A 25611-nucleotide genomic window follows, 5' to 3' on the forward strand; every position below is an offset into this window, starting at 1 on the left:
AAGCACCAGCCCTAATTGAGGAGAAAACGTGCTCAAGCGAGCGCGCCGGGGCGCCGCGATCTTGGCGCTCCTGGCTTCTGCGGCGTGCGGCGGCACAGCTGTGCCAGCCACGCAGGCACAGGCCACGATCGCCGTCGTGGCGACGACCACCCAGGTGGCGGACATGGCGCGGCAGGTGGGGGGCGACGCCGTCAGGGTCACCCAACTCCTCAAGCCGAACGTGGATCCGCACCACTTCGACCCCTCCCCCGCCGATCTCCAGTCCCTGGCCACCGCTCAGGTCGTGGTCGAGAACGGTGTGGGCTTCGAGCCGTGGCTGGACGAGGCCGTCGCCTCGGCGGGCTACAACGGCCCCGTCGCCGACACCAGCCAGGGAGTCACGCTGCGCGAAGGTCAGGAGGGCCACGAGCACGGCCAGCACGACCCGCACATCTGGCACAGCGCGGTAAACGCCAAAATCATGGTGGCCAACATCGAGAAGGCGTTCGCCCAGGCCGACCCGGCGCACGCGGCCGCCTACGCCCAACGGCGCAAGGCGTACGAGGCCGAGTTCGACCGGCTCGACGGCTGGATCAAGCAGCGCATCGCCACAATCCCCGAGGCCAACCGGAAGATCGTCACGAACCACGACGCCTTCGGCTACTACCTCGACCGCTACGGCCTGACCTTCGTCGGCGCCATCATCCCGAGCTTCGACACGTCCGCCGAGGTCACCGGCAAGGACCTGGCCGATCTGGTCGCCGCCGTGCAGAAGGCCGGCGTGAGGGCGATCTTCTCCGAGTCCACGCTGCCCCCCAAGACCGCCCAGGCGCTCGCCACCGAAGCGGGGGTCAAGGTCGTGGGAGGCGAGAACTCCCTGTACGGCGACTCGCTCGGCCCCGCGGGAACAGGCGCCGACTCCTACCTCGGCATGATGCGCCACAACACCGAGGTGATCGTCGGAGCCCTCGGTGGCTGAGGCCGCGCTCACCTGCGAGGGGTTGTCGGCGTCCTATGGCCAGCGGATCGTGCTCACGAACGTGACCCTCTCCGTGCCGTACGGCAGCGCCCTGGCTCTCATCGGCCCCAACGGCGCCGGCAAGTCCACGCTGATCAAGGCCGTACTCGGACTGGTCGAGACCGGCGGCCTGATGCGCGTGCTCGGCCGCGACCCGGCGCGGGCCCGCCCCGAGGTGGCCTACGTGCCCCAGGCCGACACCCTGGACGCCGCCTTCCCGGCCACCGCGGGCGAGGTCGTGCTGATGGGCCGCTACCGCTCGATCGGCTGGCTGCGGCGCCCTCGCCGGCACGACCGGGAGATCGCCGCATCGGCCCTGGACCGGGTCGGCCTCGCCACCAGGGCGAAGGACCGGTTCGGCACGCTGTCGATGGGGCAGCGGCAGCGCGTCCTGCTCGCCCGCGCGATCGCCGCCGAGCCGCGGCTCCTCCTGCTGGACGAGTCCTTCAACGGCGTGGACTCCGCCAGCCAGGAGACGATCCTGGAAACCCTGGCCGGCCTTCGCGCCATCAGCACGACGATCATGCTCGCCACCCACGACCTCGCCCTCGCCCGGCGGGCCTGCGACCTGGTCTGCCTGCTCAACGGGACCGTACGCGCCCTCGGCACCCCGGATCAGGTGCTGCAACCCGAGCACTTCTACCAGGCGATGACGCCATGACCTTCCTGCACGTTCCGTTCATGGCGCGGGCGCTGATCGTGCTCCTCCTGCTGGCCCTGCTGGCAGGCCCAGTCGGCGTCCTGGTCATGCTGCGTGGTGTGGCGTTCGCCGCCGACACCACGGCGCATGCGGTGTTTCCCGGCGTGGCAGCCGGGTTCGTGCTGGCCGGGGAGCCGGGGGTGCTGCCGGGGGCCCTGGCCGCGGCCGTACTCACCGCGACCGTCTTCACCGCGGTGTCGGCGCGCGTCCGGGCGGATACCGGCCTGGCGGTGCTGCTGACCACGATGTTCTCGCTCGGCGTGGTGCTGGTCTCCCAGCGCCAGACCTATGCTGCCGACCTGACCGCGTTCTTGTTCGGCCGGGTGCTGTTCACCAGCGCTACGCAGTTGACGGAGACCGCCGTGCTCGCCGCGATCGTGCTGAGCGTTCTCGCCGTCTGCTGGCGGCCGCTGGTGCTCATCGCCTTCGATCCGGTGACGGCCCGCGCGCAGGGATACCGGTTGCGGCTGCTGGAGCTGCTGTTCAACGTGGTGGTCGCGCTGGTCGTCGTCGCCGGAGCGAGGGCGATCGGCACTCTGCTGGTGATCGCGCTGCTCATCGTGCCCGCCGCCACCGCCCGGCTCCTGAGCGACCGGCTGCGCTTGATCGTCCCGCTCGCCTGCGTCCTGGCGGCCGTCGCCGCCTGGGCGGGGCTCGAGGTCAGCTACCGGGCCTCCATCACGTACGGCTGGCGCCTGGCGTCCGGCGCCACGGTCGTGCTGACCCTCGTCGTCTTCTTCCTGCTGGCGCAAGCCGTACATCGCCTGCCGCTGAAGTCATGGACCGCCCATTCCCAGTTCTCCAAGAAAGGACAGTAATCATGTCTGACGACCGTGTGCCGGTGACTGTGCTCACCGGCTTCCTCGGCTCGGGTAAGACCACGCTGCTCAACCGGATCCTCACCGAGGAACACGGCAAGCGGATCGCCGTCATCGAGAACGAGTTCGGTGAGGTCGGCGTGGACGACGCTCTCGTACTCGATTCCGAAGAAGAGATCTTCGAGATGAACAACGGATGCATCTGCTGCACCGTGCGCGGCGACCTGATCCGCATCCTCGGCGCGCTCATGAAGCAGCGCGACCGCTTCGACCGCATCGTCGTGGAGACCACCGGCCTGGCCGACCCCGCCCCGGTCGCGCAGACGTTCTTCGTCGACGACGAGATCAAGGACCAGCTCCGGCTGGACGCCATCGTCACCCTCGTCGACGCCGCGCACGTCCGCCGGCACCTGGTCGAGGTCAAACCCGACGGCGTGGAGAACGAGGCGATCGAACAGGTCGCCTTCGCCGATCGCATCGTGCTCAACAAGACCGACCTGGTCAGCGAGCACGACCTGGGCGAGGTCAGAAATCAGCTGCGGCAGATCAACGCCCTCGCCGAGATCATCCCCGCCCAGCAGGCCAAGGTCGAGCTGGACCAGGTCCTCGACGTCGGGGCGTTCGACCTGAACCGGGTGCTGGAGAACGACCCCGCCTTCCTGACCGACACCGACCACCAGCACGATCAGAGCGTCACCTCCGTCGGCATCGAACTGCCCGGCGAGGTCGTCGTCGACAAGCTCAACGACTGGCTCGGAGACCTGCTGTCGACCAAGGGCACCGACATCTTCCGCTCCAAGGGAATCCTCGCCATCGACGGGGAGGACCGCCAGTACGTGTTCCAGGGCGTGCACATGCTCTTCGACGGCGCCCCCGGCAAGGTCTGGGACGGCGAGCGGATCAACCGGCTGGTCTTCATCGGCCGCAACCTGGACCGTGACGAGCTGGAACGCAGCTTCGCCGCCTGCCTGACCGGAGCCGCCGCATGAGCACCGCGCTCCACTCCGTCTGGCATACCGGCGTGGACAACGCCCCGGTGGCGCTGAACGCGGTGGGCGGCCTGATCGCGATCGGCGGTGCCGACGGCTCGGCGTGGCTGCTGGAAGCGGCCACCGGGCAGCCGCGAGGTACTTACCTGCTGCCGGGCGGGATGCTGGACGTCGCGCTGTCCCCCGACGCCTCCCACCTCGCGGTGACGGGCCCCCTCGGCTACGGCATCTGGCAAGTCCAGAGCGGGCAGGCGATCCTGCGCAAGAGCGGCCAATGGTCCGCCCGTGCCCGCTGGGCCACCCCCGGAAGAGTCGCCATCGCCGACGGGCGCACCGCCGTCGTGCTCGACGCCTCCGGACAGGAGCTGTGGCGTACGGCCCCCGCCCCCAGCACCGTCACCGACCTGGCCTGGCTCCGCGACGGCAGGCGCCTGGCGATCATCGCCTACAACGGTGTCTACTGCCACGAGCGTCACCAGGCCACGCCGGTCGCCACCTACCCCTACGGCGGATCCCACCTGGCCATCGCCGTCACGCCCAACGGACGCTGGATCTGCACCGGCAACCAGGACTCCAGCATCCACATCTGGCGCGCCCGCGACGGCGCCGAACTCACCATGTCGGGCTATCCACAGAAGGTCTCCCACCTCACCTTCGATTCCACCGGGCGCTGGCTCGCCGCCGACGGCGCTCCCGAGGTCACCGTCTGGGACTTCGCCGGCAAGGGCCCCGCGGGCACCACCCCGAGGATGCTGCCCGGCCACGACGGCGTCACCGCCCTCGCCTGGCGGCCCGGCGGATCCGGCGTCCTCGCCACCGCGGGCAGGGAAGGCAACGTCTTCTTGTGGCGTCCGGCGACAGGACGCCCGAGCCGCACCATGTCTCCGTTGCGGGAATGGGCTCTCGGCTCCGAAGTCAGCGCTCTGGCCTGGCCGGATCCGCGGCACGTCGTCATCGCCACCCGTGACGGTCAGATCTCCTCCCTGCCGGTCGATGTCGCATGAAACTTCTGCGCATTTTCAGAGGCGGGGCTGCTGTCACTCTCACGCTCGCTATGGCGATCACAGCGGCCCCTGCGCGCGCCGAACCGGCTCGGGCACAGGGTCCGGCACCAGGACAACGATCGGTCACCTTGATCACGGGTGACCAGGTCCTGGTCGACTCCCGAGGCGAGGTCAGTTCCGTGGAGCCCGGTCAGGGCAGACGGGACGTGACCTTCTGGACCTTACGCACCAATGGTCACGTCCGCGTGTTGCCGTCGGACGCCGCGCCACTCGTCGCGTCCGGCAAGCTGGATGAGCGGCTGTTCGACATCACCGCCCTGCTCGGCTTCGGCTACGACGACGCCCACCGAGACGATCTCCCACTCATCATCACGTACACCGGTGCCGGTACGCGTGCTGCCAGGCCGACGGTCAAGGCCGCCCGCCCGTTGCCCGCGATCGGCGGCGAAGCCGTACAGGCCCGCAAGAAGGACGAGGTCTCGGCGCTGTGGGCGACCATGACCCAGGGCGCCACCACCACGCGGGCGTTCGCCGGCGGCATCCACAAGGTATGGCTGGACGGCAAGGCCAAGGCCGTCCTGGACCAGAGCGTGAAGCAGATCGGCGCGCCGGCGGGGTGGGCGGCCGGATATACCGGAGCGGGGGTCAAGGTCGCCGTGCTGGACACCGGCGTCGACCAGACCCACGCCGACCTGGCCGACAGGGAGGTCGGCGAACGTAACTTCACCGACTCCCCTGACAACGTCGACCGGGTCGGTCACGGCACCCACGTGGCCTCCATCGTCAGCGGCAGCGGCGCGAAATCGGGCGGGAAATACGTCGGCGTCGCCCCCGGCGCTCGCATCCTTGACGGCAAGGTCCTCAACGACGAGGGCAGCGGCCTGGAGTCGTGGATCATCAACGGCATGTCGTGGGCGGTGGACCAAGGTGCCAAGGTGGTCAACCTGAGCCTGGGCGCACCGGACTCCGCCGAGATCGACCCGCTGGAAGAGGCCGTCAACACCCTCTCCGCGCAGCACGGCACGCTGTTCGTCGTCGCGGCCGGGAACACCGCGGGCGCCGGGACGATCAACTCCCCCGGTTCAGCGGACGCCGCGCTCACCGTCGGCGCGGTCGACCGCGACGACACCATCGCCCCCTTCTCCAGCAGCGGGCCGCGCGTCCAGGACAACGCCGTCAAACCCGACCTCACCGCCCCCGGCGTCGGCATCGTCGCGGCCAAGGCCGCGGAAGGCACCATCGGCACACCCGCCGGAGACGGCTACGTGGCGCTCAACGGCACCTCGATGGCCACCCCGCACGTGGCAGGCGCGGCGGCGATCCTGGCCCAGCAGCATCCCGACTGGCCAGGAGACCGGCTGAAGGCGCTCCTGGCCGGCTCGGCCAAGCCCAACGCCGCTGTGACGCCGTTCCAGCAGGGGGCGGGGCGGGTCGACGTGGCCGCCGCGACGACCCTGGACGTCGTCGCCCAGCCCACCACCCTCGACTTCGGCATCCATGCGTGGCCGCACGACGACGACCAGCCGGTCACCAAGACCGTCACCTACCGCAACAACGGCGCGAGCGAGGTCACGCTGAACCTCGCTGCCGACATTCGAGCGCAGAGCGGAGACGTCGCGCCCGCCGGGATGCTGAAGGTCGAGCCCAACGCCGTGACCGTGCCCGCCGGGGGCGAGGCGGCGGTCTCCGTCACCGCGGATCCACGGGCAGGCTCCGCCGACGGGATCTTCTCGGGAACACTGATCGCCACCTCTTCGGAGAGCTCGGTACGTACGACGCTGATGGTCACCCGCGAGGCGGCGACCTACGAACTGACCTTGAAGTACTCCGACCGGGCCGGGAACGCGCCGAGCCAGGCGAACACCATCGTCGACGGCCTCGACGACGGCGAGTGGCGCTTTGCCCGGCCGGAAGACGGGGTCGCCACCTTGCGGCTGCCCGCGGGGCGGTACTTCATCGCCACCGACATCGACACCCCCCGCTCCACCGGAGGGAGGGACGCGACAAAACTGCTGTATCCGGAGTTGTCGCTCGACGGTGAGATGACGATCGCTCTGGACGCGCGCCAGGCCGAGCAGGTGCAGATCACCCCACCCGACGCCGACGCCACCTTCGACGGCACGATCATCAACTACGAGCGCGTCGCGGGCAAAGGCACGATCAAGTCGGCAGGCTGGACCGACGACCTGTCCGGCGTCTACGTCGGCCACCTCGGCCCGAAGGTCTCCACGGGCAGCCTCGACGCTCAGATCAACGCCGCGTGGAGCAGGACCGATAACAAGGGACGGCACTCCCGCTACCACCTGGCCTGGAGCCGGACGGGCACCTTCTTCACCGGCCTCACCCGCCGAGTCAGCAAACACGAGCTCGCCCGGGTGCAGGTGGACTACGGGGCACGCCAGCCCGGTACGACCGGGTCTCCCGCGGTCTGGGCCTACTCGCCGAACGGCTACTGGGGGATCACCGCCACGGGACAGGAACGGCCCCTGCCGTACTCCGTCACCGAATACGTGAACACCGACGACGTCCGCTGGCAGTGGGGCATCACGGAGCTGAACCCCGAAGGGGGCTACCAGGCGCTGGTCAACACCGAGCCCCGGACCTACCGGCCCGGCCGCGACTACCACGAGCGCCTCAACTCCGGCATATACGGCCCCGCCATCGCCGAGCCGGCCGGTTACGGCCTGAACCGCGACGTCACCACCTACGGGCTCACTCGAAAGGGCGACACGATCACACTCAACGCCTCGCTGTTCGGCGACGGCGCGGGCAACATCGCCGAGACCTGGCCCACACCGGCCGGCACGACCACCCTCACCCGGGACGGCAAGACCGTGGGAGAACTCCCCACCCCCGGAGCGGGCACCTTCACGGTGCCGACCGAGAAGGGCACCTACCGCCTGACCACCGAAGGCACCCGGCCCGACGCGACAAGCACGAGCACCAAGGTCAGCGCCGCGTGGACCTTCACATCAAGCCGGCCCACCAACGCGGACGAAATGCGGCTCCCACTACCGGTCATCCAATTCTCGCCCCCGCCTGACACCGCCACCGGCAGCGCAGCCATCCAGATCTCGGTACGGCACCTACCCGACGACGGATACGGCCGACTGCACGAACTCAGAGCCGAGATGTCCTTCGACGACGGAAAGACCTGGGCCAATGCCCCCATCCACGGCGGACACATCATCCCCCCGCGGCATCCGGCCAACCCGGGCGCCATCTCCCTGCGGGCCATGGCGGAAGACGATCGCGGCAACACCGTAGAACAGACCATCATCCGCGCCTATGACATGGGTAAACAGCCGTAGGCGCACTTCACCAGGATCGCGCACAGGCTCACCCTGACCGTACAGCGACATGAATCAGGCGGCGGTCGCGTCGAAGACCGCCGCCATCTCCTCCGGTGTCAGCTCGTTCATGCGACTTGCCCCCCATCGAGTACGAGGGCGAACGGATCGTCGTACCCGCTCCACACGTCCGAACCGGCCAGGGCCTCCTCCCGGGTGAGCAGGCACGAGTCGAGCAGCGTGTGGATGCGCTCGCGGTCGAGATCGGGACCGATGAAGATCAGGTGCTGAACGCGGTCGCCGACGATCGGGTTCCAGTCGAGGGCCGCTGCCGCCCGGCGGGCCGGTGAGTGCGTGTCCCAGGCCGTCTCCGGCAGCGCGGCCAGCCAGGTTCCCACGTCTCGTACGGAGACCTCGCCGGCCACCGCGTCCCACCCGAGCAGCCGGTCATGACGGCTGGCCAGCCAGAACCGGCCCCGGCTGCGCACCGACCAGGCCGCCAGCCGTTCGGTCGCGTGGAACAGGCGCAGCGGGTGCAAGGGACGCAGCCGGTGCCAGACGACCGTGGTGACCTCTCCGGTGCGGGACTCACACGGCAGCAGCGCCGTGGCGGGATCGATGCGCTCGGCCAACTCCCGTGTGCACAACGCCGGGCCGCTCACCTGTGGCAGGCCGTCGCTCATCAGGTGGACCGGCGTGCAGGGGGCCAGGTGGCCGAGCACCGCCGCCGACAGCTCCGCGTCCTCCGCGTCGCCGCCCACCAGGACGAGGGCCGTGGCGTACTCGATCTGCCGCACCAGGACCTCCGCCACATGACGCTCATCGCCCGCCCCAGGCAGACCTGACCGGGGCAGTCGATCGCCGCGGGTGATGTCGATCGGCATGTGCCAGGCGTCCAGCGCGGTGATCACAGCGGTGAGGCACAGGGAGCTTTGGCCCTTGTCGGCATCGATCGTCTCGGCGACAGCGCGGGGTTCTGCCGAGTCCCACAGGTCTACCACCAGCAGCGTGGCGGTGGGCGCCAGCCGTACGAGCTGGAGGAACAGATCCTCGCGAACGGCACAGGGAACGCAACCGTGCGCGAGCCAGACGTCGGCGCCGTCAAGCACTCCCGACGCGTCGCGGACGATGCGCCGGACGTGGCCCCGGGCGGCCGTCCGCAGGTCGTGCCGGATCGCAACGGATCCGGGATGCTCGGCGAGCAGCCGATCCACGGCAGCCGTTCGGGCGTCAGCGTGCAGGCCCGCGACCAGGACGACGGGAGTGGGCACGCGACCTCCCCTCAATCTCGCAGAGTGAAAATGGTTATCGCTAGCATTGCATACCGAACCATCCAGCAGCGACGAAATCAAGCCAAAGTGCGCCTACCCCTGCGAGATGAACCGCTACTCTGCTGCCGCGTACCAGCACGAGCTCGCACCAGGCGGGGAGGGCGATGACGCAGCCGAGCACGACAGATCTGCCGGGCCAGGAGAACCGCTTCCCGCCGCATGCCACCACCGACTCCCATGGGATCCGGCTGCCGTGGGCGTTCATCGTTCTGGTGGCCTTGCTGGTGGTGGGCCGGTTCGTGCTGGCGCCCTACCTGACGGCTCCGGCGCTGCAGACGTGGGCGACCGTGTTCGTGGCGGTGTGCGTGCAGGCGCTGCCGTTCCTGGTGTTCGGGGTGGCGCTGTCGGCGGCCATCACGGCGTTCGTGCCCGCGTCGTTCTGGACCAGGGCGCTGCCCCGGCGTACCTTTGCGGCGGTGCCCATCGCCGGGGTGGCCGGGGCGGTGTTGCCCGGGTGCGAGTGCGCATCCGTGCCGGTGGCCTCGGGGCTGATGGCCCGGGGCGTGGCGCCGCCAGCGGCGCTGGCGTTCCTGCTGGCCTCGCCGGCGATCAACCCGGTGGTACTGGTGGCCACCGCGGTGGCCTTCCCCAACGACCCGTCGATGGTGGTCGCGCGGTTCGCCGCCTCGCTGGCGGTGGCGGTGCTGGCCGGCTGGATCTGGGCGCGGTTCGGGCGCGGCGAGTGGCTGCCGGCACCTCGCCGTACGGCCGAGGCCGGCCAGAGCAAGGTGAACGCCTTTCTGGACGCTATGCGCCACGACCTGATGCACGCCGGCGGATTCCTGGTGGTCGGCGCCCTGGCCGCGGCGACCCTGAACGTGGTGATCCCCCGTACGTGGCTCACCACGGCGGCGGGGGTACCGGTGGTGTCCGTGCTGGTGCTGGCCCTGTTGGCGGTGCTGCTGTCGATCTGCTCGGAGGCCGACGCGTTCGTGGCCGCCTCGCTCACGGCGTTCTCCCCGACGGCCAAGCTGGCGTTCCTGGTGGTCGGTCCGATGGTGGACCTGAAGCTCATCGCGCTCCAAGCGGGCACCTTCGGGCGCGCCTTCACCTGGCGCTTCGTGCCGCTCACGCTGACCCTGGCGATCGGCGGCTACTCGGACGCGAACCCTTCGCCACCGTGCAAGCCCACTCCCCCGGCCACGAACACGGGGAAAGGAGCCGGGTGGCGTGGTTGCTGACGGTCCCGGTCTTCGTGATCTTCCTGGTCGCCCCGCCGGCCCTCGGCTCGTTCGCCGTCCGGCAAGAAGAGCAGGCCCCTCACCTGCCTCCGCCGACCGTCGTCGACGCGTACACCACTCCGCTGAAGAGCGGTCGCGTCAATGAGCTGAGCATGGGCGAATTCGCCACTCTGGCCTGGGAGGACCCCAGCGGATCGCTGGTGGGCAAGACCGTCCGCCTGACCGGTTTCGTGGTGCCCTCCGCTCGGAGGAACGAGTGGTACCTCACGCGTATGCGGATCGGCTGTTGTGCTGCCGATGCCCTGACGATGAAGGTCGCAGTGAAAGGAGTCTCCGCCCCCAAGACGGATACCTGGGTGCGAGTCACCGGCACCTGGATCCCGCGGAAGGGACAGCGAGCGCACACGTATACGCCGCCGGAGATGGCCGCTTCTGACGTCGATCCGATCGCTCGGCCAGCCGAGCCGTACGAGTAGCTGAACAGCAGCCAACACGGTCACACGATGTCGGTGAAATATCAGGATTCGGGCGCAGCTTCCGGGAACAGTGCTACATTACCTTGAAAATCGTTATCATTCTAGGTGGTCGGTATGCGCCCTCCCCTGCGCCGTCCTTCAATGTTGTTCCTAGCCGGCCTGGCTGCTTCTGTGGCCCTGGCGGCTTGTGGATCTTCATCTTCCCCTTCGACCCCAACCGCCGTCAGCGGCACCGCCGCCCCGGCATCGGCCGCGCCGGTCACGGTGGTGGCCTCGACCAATGTGTACGGCGACATCGCCCAGCAGATCGGCGGCGACAAGGTCCAGGTGACCTCGATCATCACCGACCCCGAGCAGGACCCGCACTCCTACGAGGCCAACACGCAAAACCAGCTCGCGCTGTCCAAGGCCAAGGTGGTCATCGAGAACGGCGGCGGCTACGACGACTTCATCGACACCATGCTCAAGGCCGCGAACAACCCCTCGGCCCAGCTCCTCAATGCCGTCACCATCTCCGGCAGGACCGCCCCGGCCAGCGGCGAACTGAACGAGCACATGTGGTACGACTTCCCCTCGATGGCCAAACTGGCCGACCAGATCTCCACCGCGCTGGGCAAGGCCGACGCCGCGAACGCGGCCACCTTCACCACCAACGCCGACGCCTTCAAGCAGAAGCTCAAGACCCTCCAGGACCGGGAGGCGAGCACCGCCGAGACAGCCAAGGGCACGGCCGTGGCGATCACCGAACCGGTCCCGGGCTACCTGCTGGAGGCCTGCGGGCTGGTCAACGCCACGCCCGAGGAGTTCGCCGAGGCGATCGAGGAGGGCGACGACGTCTCCCCCAAGGTCCTGGCCGAGACGCTCGCCCTGTTCAGCGGCAAGAAGGTCCAGGCGCTGGTCTACAACGAGCAGACCGCGGGGCCGCAGACCGAGAAGGTCCAGCAGGCCGCCGCCGACAACGGCATTCCGGTCGTACCGGTCACCGAGACCCTGCCCGCCGGCAAGGACTACATCGGCTGGATGACCGGCAACCTCGACGCCCTCACCCAGGCTCTGGGCCGGTGACCGAGTACACCGCCGTGACCGACGTCGAACCCGGACACGACGACGTCTCCGGCAAAACCGTCCTCAGCCTCAGAGACGCGACGCTGGCATACGGCCGTCGCGTCCTGTGGCGCGACCTCGATCTCGATCTGCGGGGCGGGGAGTTCGTCGCGGTGCTCGGCCCGAACGGCTCAGGCAAGACCAGCCTGCTCCGCGTCCTGCTCGGACAGCAGCCACTGTCGGCGGGCACATTGCTGATCGACGGCCGGCCGCCGCGCAGGGGAAGCGACCTGATCGGGTACATCCCCCAGCACCGGTCAGTGGCCGCGCACACCCCGCTGCGGGCGCGTGACCTCGTACGGCTGGGCATCGACGGGCACCGCTGGGGCCTGCCACTCGCAGGCGGGCGCGTCCGCCGGCGCGTGGAGGAATTGCTGGCCGCCGTGGGCGCGGCGGCATACGCCGACCTGCCGCTGGGACTACTGTCGGGCGGCGAGCAGCAACGCGTGCGCGTCGCCCAGGCCCTGGCCACCGACCCGATCCTGCTGCTGTGCGACGAACCGCTGCTTTCGCTGGACCTCAACCACCAACGGGCCGTCGCCGCCCTGGTGGACCGGCGGCGACGGGAACACGGCACCGCGGTGGTGTTCGTCACCCACGAGATCAATCCGATCCTGCAGTACGTCGACCGGGTGCTCTACCTGGCCGAAGGACGCTTCCGGATCGGACCACCCGAGGAGGTCATGACCTCGGCCGTACTGTCGGAGCTGTACGGCAGCCCGGTTGAGGTGATCCGGGCGCAGGGCAGATTCGTGGTGGTCGGCGCCCCCGGCTCCGATGACCACGGCGGTGAGACGCCGTGATCGTCCACCTGGTCGCCGACGACCCCGGGATCTGGAGCCAGATCTTCAACTACGACAACTACGGCGAACTGCTGGCACTGGTCACCAACTCGCTCATCGCCGGAGCCGTGCTGGGCGTGGTGGGTGGTCTCATCAGCGTCGTGGTGATGATGCGGGACCTGGCCTTCGCCGTGCACGGCATCGCCGAGCTGTCATTCGCCGGCGCCTCAGCCGCGTTGCTGGCCGGGGTCAGCGTCGCCGCCGGGTCGCTGGCCGGGTCGATCCTCGCGGCCCTGGTCATCGGCGCCCTAGGTGTGCGAGCCGCCGACCGCAACTCGGCCATCGGCGTCCTGATGCCGTTCGGCCTGGGGCTGGGCGTGCTGTTCCTGGCGCTGTACAAGGGCCGCGCGGCCAACAAGTTCGGCCTGCTCACCGGGCAGATCGTCGCCGTGGACACGCCGCAGATGACCTGGCTGATCGGCACCAGCGCCGTCGCGCTGGTCGCGCTCGCCATCGTGTGGCGTCCCCTCACCTTCGCCAGCACCGACCCCGACGTCGCCGCCGCACGCGGCGTTCCGGTACGCGCACTCTCGCCGATCTTCACGGTCATCCTGGCACTCGCCGTCTCCGTCGCCATCCAGGTCGTCGGGGCGCTGCTGGTGCTCGCGTTGGTCGTCACCCCGGCCGCAGCCGCCATGCGCGTCACCGCCTCACCCCGTCTGGTGCCGCTGCTCAGCGTCGCCTTCGCGGTCACGTCCATGGTCGGCGGCATCCTGCTGGCCCTGGGCAGCAGCATCCCGATCAGCCCCTACGTCACCACCATCTCCTTCACCTTCTACCTGGCCTGCCGCGCCATCGGCGCCCTGCGCACCCGCGGCGGCTGGAGTGAGAGGTCGGCGGCGACGGCGTGAAGAGCACCGGAGACGTCGTACTTCGATCATGAAAAGTGCCGGATTGCCATCCGTCGGATGTCCCCCCGAACCTGGTCGCGATCTTGCAAGACCGGCGGAATCGGTAGTAGCAGTCACCACGATCACCGCCCGCCCGTTGAGCGCGCTGCGGCCCCTGACCGCCGCGGCGGAAGGCGACGGACGGCCTCGATCTTCGCCTGCCGACTTGACGCTGATCTCTGAGCCGGGAGACCGCCCTGCTCAGAAGGTACATTGATGCGTTCCTAGTTCTGGGTCCCTCGCAGAGGGTGCACCGAAAGTTCACCCTATTCTGTGTGCCGCTCCAGGGATTCGAACCCTGAACCTCCGCCTCCTGAAGACGGCGCCTCTGCCGGTTGGGCCAGAGCGGCTGGGCCCCGGGCCTGGCTGGCGTGGGCCGTGCCCGGGGCGAGGGCCTGGTCCGGCCGGGGGGCGCCATTCCCGTCGGCCAGGCCGTGGCCCGCGGCCCTTTTCTTTCAGGGCCGTCGTCCGAGTGGCAGGATTCGAACCTGCGGTGCTCCTGCTCCCAAGGCAGGCGGGCTGAACCAAACTGCCCCACACTCGGTCATGAATGAAACAAGCCGCCTCGGATATGTCCGAGACGGCTTTCCGCGAAATCCCGTACGGGATTATCCGGAAAGCAGCGGCTCGGGGAGCAGTCGGGGGAGACTCACTTCGCCGCCTTTCTCTTCGTCGCTGGACAATCTCTACGGTAAACCCGTGATCAGCACGCCTGCCACCTATTTAACATCCGGGGTCTCGACGCGGAAGCGGGGCAGGGCGTCCGGGAAGTTGTCCCTGACGTAGTTCACCAGGAACTCGCGTACGTCGCACTTGAGGTCCCAGGAGGACGGCGAGTCTGCGGCGCTCATCAGGGCGCGCAGTTCGACCAGCCCGTTCGGCAGCACGTCGGTGACCTGCAGCGTCCAGTCCTTCTGGTCCCACAAGGGGTTGCCCTGCAGGAACTCGTACAGTGCCTCGCGTAGTTTCTGCACCGGCACCGTCCAGTCCACGCGCAGGAAGACGACGGCGAGCACCCGGCTGCCGTGCCGGGTCCAGTTCTCGAACGGGTTCTGGGTGAAATAGGAAACCGGCAGGACGAGGCGGCGTTCGTCCCACAGCCGGAGCACCACATAGGTGAGGGTCAGCTCCTCGATCCGGCCCCATTCCTTCTCGACCACGACCACGTCGTCGAGGCGGAGCGCGTCGCTGAAGGCGAGTTGGAGCCCGGCGAGCGCGTTGCCGATGGTCGGCTGGGCGGCGATGCCGACGACGGCGCCCGCGATGCCCGCCGAGGCGAGCAGCCCCGCCCCGAGCGCCCGTACCTGCTCGAAGGAGAAGAGCATGGCGCCGAGCGCGATCACGATGATGACCGCGGCGGCGATGCGGCGGACCAGCGCGATCTGTGTCATGATCCGCCGCGCCCGGCGGTTGCGATCGCCCTCGATCAGCACCAGCCGATCGAGTACGACGTCCGTCAGCGCGAACGTGGCCTGGATGATCAACCACGTGACCGTGCCGATCGTCACCAGGCCGAGCACCCGCTCGACCGTGGCCGCCATGCCGCGCTCGGCCGGCGAGTCGCCGAAACTCCCCGGCCCGAACACCAGGTTGAACGCCACCACGGCGGCCACCGTGAACGCGGGCCACGTGCAGTGCTCCACCAGGTGCCGGGCGAGCGCGAATCTGCGCCCGACCCTGTTCAGCACCCGCCGAGCCAGCTCAACCAGGAGGATCGAGCCGATCATCGAGACCGCGAGAATCAGCCAGCCCGCCGGAGACTGCACGCTTTTGCCCCCAATGTCTAGAAAGACTCGTCAAAGGTCACATTGCCCTCAACTGCCACTTGGTAAGCCGAAACCCGACGTTCGAAGAAATTGGCCAGCTCCTGCACATCCTGCAACTCCATGAACGCGAATGGGTTCGCCGAGCCGTACCTGCTGGGCAGGCCCAGCCTGGCCAGCCGCTGGTCGGCGACGTACTCCAGGTACTGGCGCATCTGCGCGACCCCCATGCCCGGCATGCCGTCGCCGCACAGGTCCGCGGCGAAGGCCAGCTCGGCGGCCACGGCCTCCTCCAGCATGCGGGTGACTTGCTTGCCCAGTTCGTCGTCGAACAGCGTGGGCTCCTCGGCCCTGACCGTGTCCACCACGCTGAACGCGAACTCCATGTGCATGGACTCGTCGCGGAACACCCAGTTCGTCCCGGTGGCCAGGCCGCCGAGCAGGCCGCGGGAGCGGAACCAGTACACGTACGCGAAGGCCCCGTAGAAGAACAGGCCCTCGATGCAGGCGGCGAAGCAGATCACGTTCAGCAGGAACTGGCGGCGCTGGCCGGCCGTCTCCAGCCGGCGCAGGCTCCCGATCGAGTCGATCCACCGGAAGCAGAACTCCGCCTTGTCGCGGATCGAGGGGATGTGCTCGATCGCGGCGAACGCCTTGACCCGCTCGTCGGGATCGGGGAGGTACGTGTCCAGCAATGTCAAATAGAACTGCACGTGCACCGCCTCCTCGAACAGTTGCCTGCTCAGGTAGAGGCGCGCCTCGGGGGCGTTGACGTGCTGGTAGAGGTTGAGCACCAGGTTGTTGGCCACGATGGAGTCGCCGGTGGCGAAGAAGGCGACCAGGCGGTTGATCAGGTGCCGTTCCTGGGGCGTCATCCTGGCCAGGTCGGCGAGGTCGTTGTGCAGGTCCACCTCCTCGACCGTCCACGTGTTGCGGATGGCGGCGCGGTAGCGGTCGTAGAAGTCCGGATAGCGCATGGGGCGCAGGGTGAGGTCCATGCCGGGGTCGAGCAACATCAGAACGTTTCCTTACTGGCAGGCTTCGCAGATCTCCGGGTTCTCCAGCGAGCAGGCCACCGCCGCCTCGACCGGAGCCGCGACGGTGGTCTGGGCGATCCTGGTGGCCGGGCGGGAGCGCAGGTAGTAGGTGGTCTTCAGGCCCTGCTTCCACGCGTACGCGTACATCGACGAGAGCTTGCCGATGGTGGGGGCGGCCATGAAGAGGTTCAGGGACTGCGACTGGTCGATGTACGGCTGGCGGGCGGCGGCCAGGTCGATCAGCGCCTTCTGCGGCAACTCCCAGGCTGTGCGGTAGAGCACCTTGAGGTCGTCCGGGATGCCGGGGATCGACTGGATCGAGCCGTCGGCGCGCTTGATGTCGTCCCGCATCCGCTGCGTCCACAGCCCGCGCGCCTGCAGGTCGGCCACCAGATAGCGGTTGACCTGCAGGAACTCGCCCGACAACGTCTCGCGCTTGAACACGTTGGACACCTGCGGCTCGATGCACTCGTAGCAGCCGGCGATGGAGGCGATCGTGGCGGTCGGGGCGATGGCGATCATGAGCGAGTTCCGCAGGCCGGTCGCGGCGATCTTGTCCCGGACGGCGTCCCAGCGCGGCGACGTCGCGACGTAGTGGTCCGGGTGCAGCACTCCCCCGGCCGCCCGCGTGTCGGCGTACGACGGGTGCCGGCCGCGCTCGGCGGCCAGGTCGGCCGAGGTGTCGTAGGCGACCAGGGCGATCTCCTCGGCGATGCGCGTGGACAACTCCAGCGCCCGCGGCGAGTCGAACGGCAGTCGCAGCGTGAAGAACACGTCGGCCAGGCCCATCACGCCCAGCCCGATCGGCCGCCAGCGCTTGTTGGCCGCCTCGGCCTCGGGCGTCGGGTAGAAGCCGAGGTCGATGGTCCGGTCCAGGAAGCGCACGGCGGTACGGACGGTGCCGCGCAGCCGCTCCCAGTCGACGTCGGCGCCCGTGAGGTGCGCCGCCAGGTTGATCGAGCCGAGGTTGCAGACCGCGGTCTCCCCGTCGCTGGTGACCTCGAGGATCTCGGTGCAGAGGTTCGACAGGTGGATGACGTTCTCGGGGCGGGCGGTCTGGTTGGAGGCGCGGTTGGCGGCGTCCTTGAACGTCATCCAGCCGTTCCCGGTCTGCGCCAGCGTGCGCATCATCCGGCCGTACAAGGTCCTGGCGGGAATTTGGCGGCTAAATCGCCCCGAAGCCTCATAAGCCCGGTACGCGGCCGTGAACGCGTCCCCGTACAGGTCCGTGAGGTCGGGCACCTCCTTCGGGTCGAACAGCGACCAGAGCTCGTCCGCCTCCACCCGGCGCATGAACTCGTCCGGCACCCAGTTCGCCAGGTTCAGGTTGTGGGTGCGGCGGGCGTCTTCGCCGGTGTTGTCGCGCAGCTCCAGGAACTCCTCGACGTCGGCGTGCCAGGTCTCCAGGTAGACGCAGGCCGCGCCCTTGCGCCGCCCGCCCTGGTTGACCGCCGCCACCGAGGAGTCGAGCGTACGCAGCCAGGGCACGATGCCGTTGGAGTGGCCGTTCGTGCCCCTGATCAGGGATCCCCGCGAGCGCACCCGGGTCCAGGCGATGCCGATGCCGCCCGCGTACTTGGACAACCGCGCCACCTGCCCGTACCTGTCGTAGATCGACTCCAGCTCGTCGCGCGGCGAGTCGAGCAGGAAGCACGACGAGAGCTGCGGCCGGCGCGCGCCCGCGTTGAACAACGTGGGCGAGCTGGGCAGGTAGGACAGCGTGGACATCAGCGCGTAGAGCTCGGCGGCCTCGGCGACCGACTCCGACAACCCGCAGGCCACGCGCAGGAAGAAGTGTTGCGGCCGCTCCAGCACCGCCCGCGTCTCGGGATGGCGCAACAGGTAACGATCATAAACAGTACGCAAGCCGAAATATTCAAATCTGCCGTCCGCCTCCGCGGCGACCAACGCGTCCAACTCGGCGGCGTGCGCGGCGACGAACTCCGCCAGCCCGTCCTGGATCAGCCCGGCGGCGTGGGTGGCGGCGATGGACTCGGAGAACGAGCGGACTCCGTGCCCCGCGGCCTCGTCGGCGATCTCCTCGGCCAGCAGCCGGGCGGCGACCCGGGAGTTGGCCGGGTCGGTGATCACCCGGGCGGCGGCTTCCTCGATGGCCAGGCGGCGGTCAACCTCAACGATCTGCGTCACGTGCTCTCTCTCCTCGCGAGCGAATCCCCCGTGAGGGCACGCGAAAGCACGGCGGCGCGCACCGGCTCCCCGGCCCTCCCTCGAGGCCCTGGACACTTCTCGCCGGGCACGTGGCCCGGCGCCGCCGGCAGGTCTTCGGGCTCGCGGGCGCGCTTGACGCTCCTACTGGCCGTCGCTTCCCGGATCGCTCCAGTGCTCAATGACGGCGGTCGTTCCCGCTCACCGCTGCGGGGCAGCCCCGGAATCGCACCGGGTTCCCTTTTGCTCCGCCTCCGAAGAGGCGAACCAGCGACGACGAGGATCCTACATCTAGTGGCCGTTTCCGCAACCGATCCCGCATCTTGTGGCTCTCGTCGTGTCGAGCAGCCCGAGATCCCGCAGCACGGCGCGGGTGCGCTCGACCTCGGTGCCGAGCCACGCCTCGAAGTCGTCCCCGCTGAGCGGGATCGAGATCCACCCGTTCGCCCGGCAGGCCGACTGCCAGCCCGGCGAGCCGGTCACCTCCTCGCACATGCGGATGGCCACCTCGCGGCTGTCGTCCGTCATGGCATCCGGCCCGACGGCCGCCACCCAGTCCGCGAAGTCGACCCGTACGCCAGACTCCAGCAGCGTCGGCACGTCGAGGTCCGGCACCCGCGCGGCCGAGGACACCGCGAGCGCCCTGACCCGGCCGTCGCCGATGCTGGCGCGCCAGTCGGAGAACAGTCCCGCGGCGGCCGCGGCCTTGCCGGACAGCAGCGCGGTGACGGCCTCCTGGCTGCTGGGGTAGCCGGTGTAGTCGACCTGCCGGGTGTCCGCGCCGAGCCCCTTGGCGATCAGGCCGAACAGCAGGTGGTCGGGCTCGCCCTGCGGCCCTCCGGCCAGCAGCGTCTGACCGGGGTGGGCGAGCAGGTGGGCGCCGAAGTCGTCGAAGTCCTTGAACAGCGAGTTGCCGGGCACGACGACAACCTCGACGTCGCCGGTGAGCCTGGACAGCGGGGTGGCGGTGTCGGCCAGCGTCTGGCCGTTGTTCAGCTCGGCGGCGGCCAGCGCGGGCAGGCCGGTCACCGTGATCTTCGTGCCCGTGCCCGTCTCGTACCCGGCCGCGCGGGCCGCGCCGGAGAACGCCCGGCAGACCCGCGCCCAGCGCTGCGCGCCCGGGTTGATCGAGAATCGGGTACGCAGTGCGCCCACGTTGACGTGCTCCGTGCCGCAGCCGGCCGCGCACGCAGCCACGCCGAGCCCCCATGCGAAGAACCGCCGACGGCGCATGTGTCTCTCCTCCCGGAGTTTCCTACTACTCCAGGTTATTGACACATTACGGGCAGCCACACATGGGGGTCTATAATCACGAAAAGTCGTGAAAAGTCGTGAAAAGTCGGAATTCATCCGGCTTTCTTGCCGACCCCCGCCATCAGGGAGGACGGCAGCGACCAGTCGCCCACCAGCTTGGGCCGGTCGGGACGCCAGTCCACGGCCTGCACCAGTCCCGGAGGTTCCAGCGGGAAGTCGCCGAAGAACGCGCGGATCTCGGCGGGCGTGCGGTCGGCGCCGCCGGTGGACGAGCCGCGATGCGCGCCCGAGGCCCGCTCCTCCGCCAGCCGCCCCATCGTGGTGGCGTGGGTGATCGCCAGGTAGCTGCCCGGCGCCACCCTCTCGCGAAGGACGGCCACCGCGCGCTGCGGCTGGGCGGAGTCGGGCAGGAAGTGCAGGATCGACACCAGCAACACCCCGACCGGTTCGTCCAGGTCGAGGAAGCCGCCGACCCGGGCCAGCACCTCGTCCGGATCGAGCAGGTCGGCCTCGACGAACACGGCCCTGCCCGTACGTCCGAGCAGGACCTTGGCGTGCGCGCCCACCACCGGGTCGTGATCGACGTAGACGACCCGGGCGGCGGGTGCCATCTCGTGCGCGCTGCCCTGAGTCGGCAACCCGCTGCCCAGGTCGAGGAATTGGCGCACTCCGGCGGCGGCCACGTAGCGGACGGCACGCTGGAGGAAGGCCCGGTTCGCGCGGGCCAGCGGGACCGCCTCCGGGATCAGCTCGGCGAGCTGATCGGTGGCCTGGCGGTCGACCGCGAAGTTGTCCCTCCCGCCGAGCATGTAATCGTACATGCGTGCGAGGTTGGGCCTCTCATGGTCGAACTGCCGCACAGTATCGAATTTATGTCGGCTCAAGCTAGAAAACACTACCTTGAGGCGATTGTGGCTGAATTTACGTTAATTATTCGACCGTTACGCTCTTTGCAAGATTGCGTGGCTTGTCCACGTCGCGGCCGAGCGCCACGGCGGCATGGTACGCGAGCAGCTGGAGCGGGATCGTGAGCAGGATCGGGTCGAGCTCGATCTCGTTCCTGGGGATCACGATCACGTCGTCGGCCAGCTTGGCGTCGGGCTCGCGGTGGCCAACCATGAGCACCTGGCCGCCCCGGGCGCGGATCTCGCCGAGCGTGGTGAGGTTCTTGTCGAGCAGCTCGTCGTCGGGCACGATCGCGACCGTCGGCATGTCGGGGCCGATCAGCGCGAGGGGGCCGTGCTTGAGCTCGCTGGCCGGATAGGCCTCGGCGTGCACGTACGAGATCTCCTTGAGCTTCTGCGCGCCCTCGCGGGCCACCGGGTAGCCGCGCACCCTGCCGATGAACATCATGCTCGGGTGCTTGGCGTACTTCTGCGCCAGCTCGGCGATCTTGTCGCCCTGGGCGAGGATCTCCTCGATCTGCCCGGGCAGCCTGCGCAGGCCCTCCACGACCCGCCGCCCGTCGGCGGGCGACAGGTCGCGCACCCGCCCCAGGTGCAGCGCGAGCAGCGCGAACGCCAGCGAGGTCGAGGTGAACGCCTTGGTCGAGGCCACGGAGACCTCCGGCCCCGCGTGCAGGTAGATGCCGCCGTCCACCTCGCGGGCGATGGCGCTGCCGACCGCGTTGACGATGCCGATGACCCGGCCGCCCTTGCGCTTGAGCTCCTGTACGGCGGCGAGCGTGTCGTACGTCTCCCCCGACTGGCTGATCGCGACATAGAGCGTGTTCGGATCCACGACCGGGTTGCGGTAGCGGAACTCGCTGGCGGGCTCGGCGTCGGCCGGGATGCGCGCCAGCTCCTCGATGAGCTGCGCCCCGATCTGCCCCGAGTAGTACGCGGACCCGCAGCCGATGATCTTCACCCGGCGGAAGCTTCGCGTCTCGCGGGCGTCCATGTTCAGGCCGCCGAGGTGGGCCACGTGGAACCGCTCGTCGAGCCGGCCGCTCATCGTGCGGGTGATCGTCTCGGGCTGCTCGGAGATCTCCTTGAGCAGGTAGTGCTCGTAGCCGCCGGTGTCGTAGTGCCCGGCGTCCCAGTCGACGGTCAGCGGCTCCTTGGCCGTCTCGCGGGCGTCGCTGGCGAAGGTGTGGAAGCCGTCGGCCTTGAGCACGGCCAGCTCGCCGTCCTCCAGGTGCACGACCTGGCGCGTGTAGCGGACCAGGGCGGCCACGTCGGACGCGGCGAACATCTCCTTCTCGCCGATCCCGAGCACGATCGGGCTGCCGTTGCGCGCCACGACCACCTCGCCGGGCCGCTCGGCGTCGATCACGGCGATGCCGTACGTGCCGACGACGCTCTTGAGCGCCTTCCTGACGGCCTCCTCCAGGGAGTCGTTCTCGTCGGCGGCGCGGGCGATCAGGTGCGCGAGCACCTCGGTGTCGGTCTCGGAGGCGAACAGCACGCCGTCGGCCTCCAGCTTGGCGCGCAGGTCGCCGGCGTTCTCGATGATGCCGTTGTGCACGACGGCGATGCGGTCGTCGGTCGACAGGTGCGGATGCGCGTTCACGTCACTGGGGACGCCGTGCGTGGCCCACCTGGTGTGCCCGATGCCGAGGCCGCCCTTGAACCGCACCGGTACGACCTTGGCCAGATCGGCCACCCGGCCCTTGACCTTGCGTACCTTCAGCCCCTTGTTGGATACGACGACCCCGGCCGAGTCGTAGCCCCGGTATTCCAGCCGCTGCAGGCCCTCCAACAGGATGGGGGCGGCGTCCTTGGGGCCTACGTAGGCCACGATTCCGCACATCGAGGTCTCTCCTCTTATCCGATTATCCGTAGACGATCCTGCGAAGCTGCCGCAGGGACAGCTCTGGCGCCGCGACCGGGCGGCCGCGTAATTCGCCGGCGATCCTGGGGAAGATCTCGTCGTTGGTGAAGCCGCGCGACTTCAGCTCGCCATGACGGCGGCGGACGAACTCCTCGACGGGCTCGGAGAAGTACGCCAGCACGTCGGCGACCACGCGGGCCGCCTCACCCGGGCCCAGGGGGCTCGTTCTGGTGAGGTGGGTGATGAGATCTTCGAACGGATGCCGTGCCGACACAGACGAGGACACTACGGCTCTGGAACGAGACACGCCAACATCCTGCCCGATATCGGGCAGGAATTAACTCTAGGCGTGGTCTAGCGGAGGCTTTCCCGGCCCCAGCCCTTGGTGAAGCGCCGCCAGGCGAAGGTCGCGGCGGCGAGGCCGAGGCCGGTCAGGACGGCGGCCTGGAGCATGGTCGTCGCCCAGTAACCGGGTGAGATCGGCGCGCCTGCCCATCAGCGGCTGGCCGAGCATCTCGCGACCGATGACTGGGATGCCGAGTTCGCCAAGGATCTTGCTGATCTCATGCGTATCATCCGACCCGTCTGACACATCCCTTTCTGGGAACGGTTACGGTGAGTAGTCGTATCGTGACGTTCCATGGGGAGATGTTCATGCAGCTCTGGCTCGCCGCCGTCCTGGCCGCCGGGACCCTCACCACACCTGCCGGCTCCACCTTCCCGGCTTCGATGCAGGCGGACTTCACCGCACTGCGCGCTTCCGGACGTCAGGCCGACTTCGCCGCCGCCGCTCGTGAGTACGGGGTGCCGGAGAGCGTGCTGCTCGGGGTCGCGTACCTGGAGTCCCGCTGGGACGCGAACGCGGGGCAGCCGAGCACGGCGGGGGGCTACGGGCCGATGCACCTGGTGGACGCGTTCCCCGCCGAGGCAGCGACGCCCGGCCACATGGCAGGCGAGGCCACCGGCGTCGTGCTCGGCGACGCGCTGGGGGATGCGCGAGGCGACGACGCCCGCCCGATGCGCCGCCCGCTCACCGCACCCTCCCCCTCCTCGGCGCTGCGGATGTCGCAGCCACCCCAGCAGACGACGCTCCCCCAGGCCGGACGCCTCATCGGCGTCGCGCCCGCCCGGCTGCGGGAGGATCCCGCCGCGAACATCAGAGCCGGCGCCGCCCTGCTCGCCTCCTACCAGGAACATCCCAGCGCCAAGCCCGCCGACTGGTACGAGGCCATCGCCCGCTATTCGGGCACCGAGGACCCGGCCGCCTCGCGGGAGTTCGCCGACGAGGTGTTCTCGGTGATGCGGGAAGGGGCGGAGCACCGTACCGACGACGGTCACCTGGTACGGCTCGACCCCGTACCAGACCTGCCGGCCGCCGGCACCCCCACGGAGAGCGCCTCCGACGAGCAGGCGCGGGCCGATTCGCGGACCGCCGCCGGCGAGCGGGCCGAAACCGACACGCAAACCGACACCGACGCACAGCCGGTCCCCAACGAGCAGACCGACACCGACCCGCAGCCCATCCCGAACGAGCAGACCGACACCGACGCACCACCCGCCACCAATGAGCAGACCAACGACGACCCGCAGACCGCCACAGGCGAGGAGACCCATACGGACGACCAGACAGACACCGACGGGCAGTCTCCGCTTTCCGTCATCGGAGAGGGCGGGCAGGCGGGGCAACTCGAAGCGACCGGCGAACTCGGATCGCCGCCCGGCGGGCAGGCGGAGTGCCCCGACTCCCTGGCCTGCGAATGGATGCCCGCCGCCCACGAACGTTTCGGCAAGAAGAAGCACCGGGACTACGGCAACCACGACCGTCTGAGCAGGGACCGATCCGTCGACTACATCGTCATCCACGACACCGAGGGCACCTACCAGGGCATCCCAGCCATGATCCGCAACCCGAAATACGTGAGCTGGCACTACACGATCCGCTCACGTGACGGACATGTCGCCCAGCACGTACCGACGAGAGACATCGCCTGGCATGCGGGCAACTGGGACATCAATACGCGTTCAATCGGCATCGAGCACGAGGGCTACCTGGCCAAAGGGGGCACCTGGTACACGGAGGCGATGTACCGTTCATCAGCCAAACTTGTGAAATATCTGGCCGACAAATACGACATCCCTCTTAACCGCGCCCACATCCTCGGTCACGACAACGTACCCGGCACCAGTCCCCAAACGGTCGCCGGAATGCACGAGGACCCCGGCCCGTACTGGGACTGGGCCCACTATTTCGACCTCATGGGCAAGCCGTTCAAGCCCGCCAAGAACGGTGATTCCATCATCATCCGCCCGCCGTACAACACCCACCGCCCCCGCTTCACCGGCTGCGTGACCACCAAGCCCGCCCAGCCCTGCCCTGAGCACGGCGCCGCCACCGTCTGGCTGCACAAGGAGCCGAGCGAGACCTCCCCCCTGGTCACCGACCTGGGCAAACACCCGGGCAAACCCAGCACGTACAGCGTGTACGACCACAGCGCCCGCGCCTCCACCGGCCAGCGCTACGCCGTCGCGGCCAGACAGGGCGACTGGACGGCCATCTGGTATCTGGGCCAGAAGGCCTGGTTCCACAACCCGGCCTCCGCCCCCACCGCCATCCCGGCCAAAGGCCCGCTGGTCACTCCCCTGACGTCCAAGGTCAAGGTGTACGGCCGCGCGTACCCCGAGAAGTCCGCGTACACGAGCGCCTCCTCCCAGCCCTTGACCCCGCTCAAGTACAAGATCGCCCCCGGCCAGTCCTACGCCCTGGGCGGTACGGTCACCGCCTCCTACTACTCCGCGAAAGCCTTCAACCCCGCCAGACACGTCACCACGACCGGCCGGATTCACTATCACCAGATCCAGCTCGGGCACCGGGTGATGTTCGTGATGGCCAAGGACGTACGCGTGATCCGGTGAATCAACCCCACGGACCTCTCCCTGCGCACGGGCACTCCGCGGAGACGATATGGTTTTCCCGTGGCCTCGGCGCACGTCGCGCCC

General features: G+C 69.0%; 20 protein-coding genes, 2 tRNA genes and 1 riboswitch. Of the genes, 12 read left to right on the plus strand and 10 right to left on the minus strand.

The window, feature by feature from the left end; all coding sequences use genetic code 11:
- Positions 1-28 precede the first annotated feature (28 nt).
- From ACFLIM_RS25815 to ACFLIM_RS25840, 6 genes are all read left to right on the plus strand, one after another.
- Positions 29-958 carry a metal ABC transporter substrate-binding protein gene (locus ACFLIM_RS25815; RefSeq protein WP_393169630.1) on the plus strand — a complete coding sequence of 310 codons (930 nt, stop codon included), beginning with the start codon at positions 29-31 and terminating at the stop codon, positions 956-958.
- A complete protein-coding gene (locus ACFLIM_RS25820; protein WP_393169632.1) occupies positions 951-1658 on the plus strand; it encodes a metal ABC transporter ATP-binding protein in 708 nt (235 codons plus the stop codon). Before ACFLIM_RS25815 ends, ACFLIM_RS25820 begins: the two co-directional genes overlap by 8 nt.
- Entirely contained in the window at positions 1655-2515 is an 861-nt protein-coding gene (locus ACFLIM_RS25825; protein ID WP_393169634.1) for a metal ABC transporter permease, read from the plus strand. Before ACFLIM_RS25820 ends, ACFLIM_RS25825 begins: the two co-directional genes overlap by 4 nt.
- Before the next feature lie 2 nt (positions 2516-2517).
- Positions 2518-3504: a CobW family GTP-binding protein gene (locus ACFLIM_RS25830; RefSeq protein ID WP_393169636.1), complete on the plus strand. Its 987-nt coding sequence runs from the start codon at positions 2518-2520 to the stop codon at positions 3502-3504.
- Positions 3501-4508 (plus strand): WD40 repeat domain-containing protein, encoded by a 1008-nt coding sequence (locus ACFLIM_RS25835; RefSeq protein ID WP_393169638.1) that lies wholly within the window; start codon positions 3501-3503, stop codon positions 4506-4508. The genes ACFLIM_RS25830 and ACFLIM_RS25835 overlap by 4 nt, the downstream gene beginning before the upstream one ends.
- Before the next feature lie 128 nt (positions 4509-4636).
- Positions 4637-7819, plus strand: a complete 3183-nt coding sequence (locus tag ACFLIM_RS25840; RefSeq protein WP_393169640.1) for a S8 family peptidase — start codon at positions 4637-4639, stop codon at positions 7817-7819.
- Positions 7820-7926: 107 nt separating this feature from the next.
- Here ACFLIM_RS25840 and ACFLIM_RS25845 read toward each other — a convergent pair whose 3' ends face one another.
- The gene (locus tag ACFLIM_RS25845; RefSeq protein WP_393169642.1) at positions 7927-9069 is read right to left on the minus strand and encodes a CobW family GTP-binding protein; all 1143 of its coding nucleotides are present in this window, start codon (positions 9067-9069) and stop codon (positions 7927-7929) included.
- 164 nt (positions 9070-9233) lie between these two features.
- Between ACFLIM_RS25845 and ACFLIM_RS25850 the strand changes: the two genes are divergently transcribed.
- The 5 genes from ACFLIM_RS25850 (at position 9234) to ACFLIM_RS25870 (ending at position 13583) form a co-directional block, all read left to right on the plus strand.
- Complete coding sequence (locus tag ACFLIM_RS25850; protein WP_393169644.1) at positions 9234-10310, plus strand: permease; 1077 nt, start codon at positions 9234-9236, stop codon at positions 10308-10310.
- Complete coding sequence (locus tag ACFLIM_RS25855) at positions 10295-10786, plus strand: TIGR03943 family putative permease subunit (protein WP_393169646.1); 492 nt, start codon at positions 10295-10297, stop codon at positions 10784-10786. The genes ACFLIM_RS25850 and ACFLIM_RS25855 overlap by 16 nt, the downstream gene beginning before the upstream one ends.
- Before the next feature lie 267 nt (positions 10787-11053).
- A complete protein-coding gene (locus ACFLIM_RS25860; protein ID WP_393169648.1) occupies positions 11054-11851 on the plus strand; it encodes a metal ABC transporter solute-binding protein, Zn/Mn family in 798 nt (265 codons plus the stop codon).
- Positions 11848-12693 (plus strand): metal ABC transporter ATP-binding protein, encoded by an 846-nt coding sequence (locus tag ACFLIM_RS25865; protein WP_393169650.1) that lies wholly within the window; start codon positions 11848-11850, stop codon positions 12691-12693. The genes ACFLIM_RS25860 and ACFLIM_RS25865 overlap by 4 nt, the downstream gene beginning before the upstream one ends.
- Complete coding sequence (locus ACFLIM_RS25870) at positions 12690-13583, plus strand: metal ABC transporter permease (RefSeq protein ID WP_393169652.1); 894 nt, start codon at positions 12690-12692, stop codon at positions 13581-13583. Before ACFLIM_RS25865 ends, ACFLIM_RS25870 begins: the two co-directional genes overlap by 4 nt.
- Before the next feature lie 315 nt (positions 13584-13898).
- On the opposite strand, the gene ACFLIM_RS25875 is transcribed toward ACFLIM_RS25870, so the two are convergent.
- The 9 genes from ACFLIM_RS25875 to ACFLIM_RS25915 form a co-directional block, all read right to left on the minus strand.
- Positions 13899-13972: transfer RNA gene (locus tag ACFLIM_RS25875), tRNA-Leu, on the minus strand.
- A gap of 117 nt (positions 13973-14089) precedes the next feature.
- Positions 14090-14166: transfer RNA gene (locus ACFLIM_RS25880), tRNA-Pro, on the minus strand.
- A gap of 175 nt (positions 14167-14341) precedes the next feature.
- Positions 14342-15388, minus strand: a complete 1047-nt coding sequence (locus tag ACFLIM_RS25885; RefSeq protein ID WP_393169654.1) for a mechanosensitive ion channel family protein — start codon at positions 15386-15388, stop codon at positions 14342-14344.
- Between the two features lie 17 nt (positions 15389-15405).
- Positions 15406-16401: a ribonucleotide-diphosphate reductase subunit beta gene (locus tag ACFLIM_RS25890; RefSeq protein ID WP_393169656.1), complete on the minus strand. Its 996-nt coding sequence runs from the start codon at positions 16399-16401 to the stop codon at positions 15406-15408.
- Positions 16402-16413: 12 nt separating this feature from the next.
- Positions 16414-18570 carry a ribonucleoside-diphosphate reductase subunit alpha gene (locus tag ACFLIM_RS25895; protein WP_393169658.1) on the minus strand — a complete coding sequence of 719 codons (2157 nt, stop codon included), beginning with the start codon at positions 18568-18570 and terminating at the stop codon, positions 16414-16416.
- Between the two features lie 109 nt (positions 18571-18679).
- A riboswitch (cobalamin riboswitch) is annotated at positions 18680-18875 on the minus strand.
- A gap of 4 nt (positions 18876-18879) precedes the next feature.
- Positions 18880-19821, minus strand: coding sequence for a tripartite tricarboxylate transporter substrate-binding protein (locus ACFLIM_RS25900; protein ID WP_393169660.1), 942 nt, complete (start codon positions 19819-19821; stop codon positions 18880-18882).
- 113 nt (positions 19822-19934) lie between these two features.
- On the minus strand, positions 19935-20738 hold the full coding sequence (locus ACFLIM_RS25905) for an SAM-dependent methyltransferase (RefSeq protein ID WP_393169662.1): 804 nt from the start codon (positions 20736-20738) through the stop codon (positions 19935-19937).
- 34 nt (positions 20739-20772) lie between these two features.
- Complete coding sequence (gene glmS, locus ACFLIM_RS25910) at positions 20773-22593, minus strand: glutamine--fructose-6-phosphate transaminase (isomerizing) (protein WP_393169665.1); 1821 nt, start codon at positions 22591-22593, stop codon at positions 20773-20775.
- 22 nt (positions 22594-22615) lie between these two features.
- Positions 22616-22888 carry a hypothetical protein gene (locus ACFLIM_RS25915; protein ID WP_393169667.1) on the minus strand — a complete coding sequence of 91 codons (273 nt, stop codon included), beginning with the start codon at positions 22886-22888 and terminating at the stop codon, positions 22616-22618.
- Positions 22889-23229: 341 nt separating this feature from the next.
- On the opposite strand from ACFLIM_RS25915, the gene ACFLIM_RS25920 reads away from it, so the two are divergent.
- Positions 23230-25527, plus strand: coding sequence for an N-acetylmuramoyl-L-alanine amidase (locus tag ACFLIM_RS25920; protein WP_393169669.1), 2298 nt, complete (start codon positions 23230-23232; stop codon positions 25525-25527).
- The last annotated feature ends 84 nt before the right edge of the window (positions 25528-25611 follow it).

It is taken from the genome of Nonomuraea marmarensis (genome assembly GCF_043197025.1).
Classification (GTDB): Bacteria; Actinomycetota; Actinomycetes; order Streptosporangiales; family Streptosporangiaceae; genus Nonomuraea; species Nonomuraea marmarensis.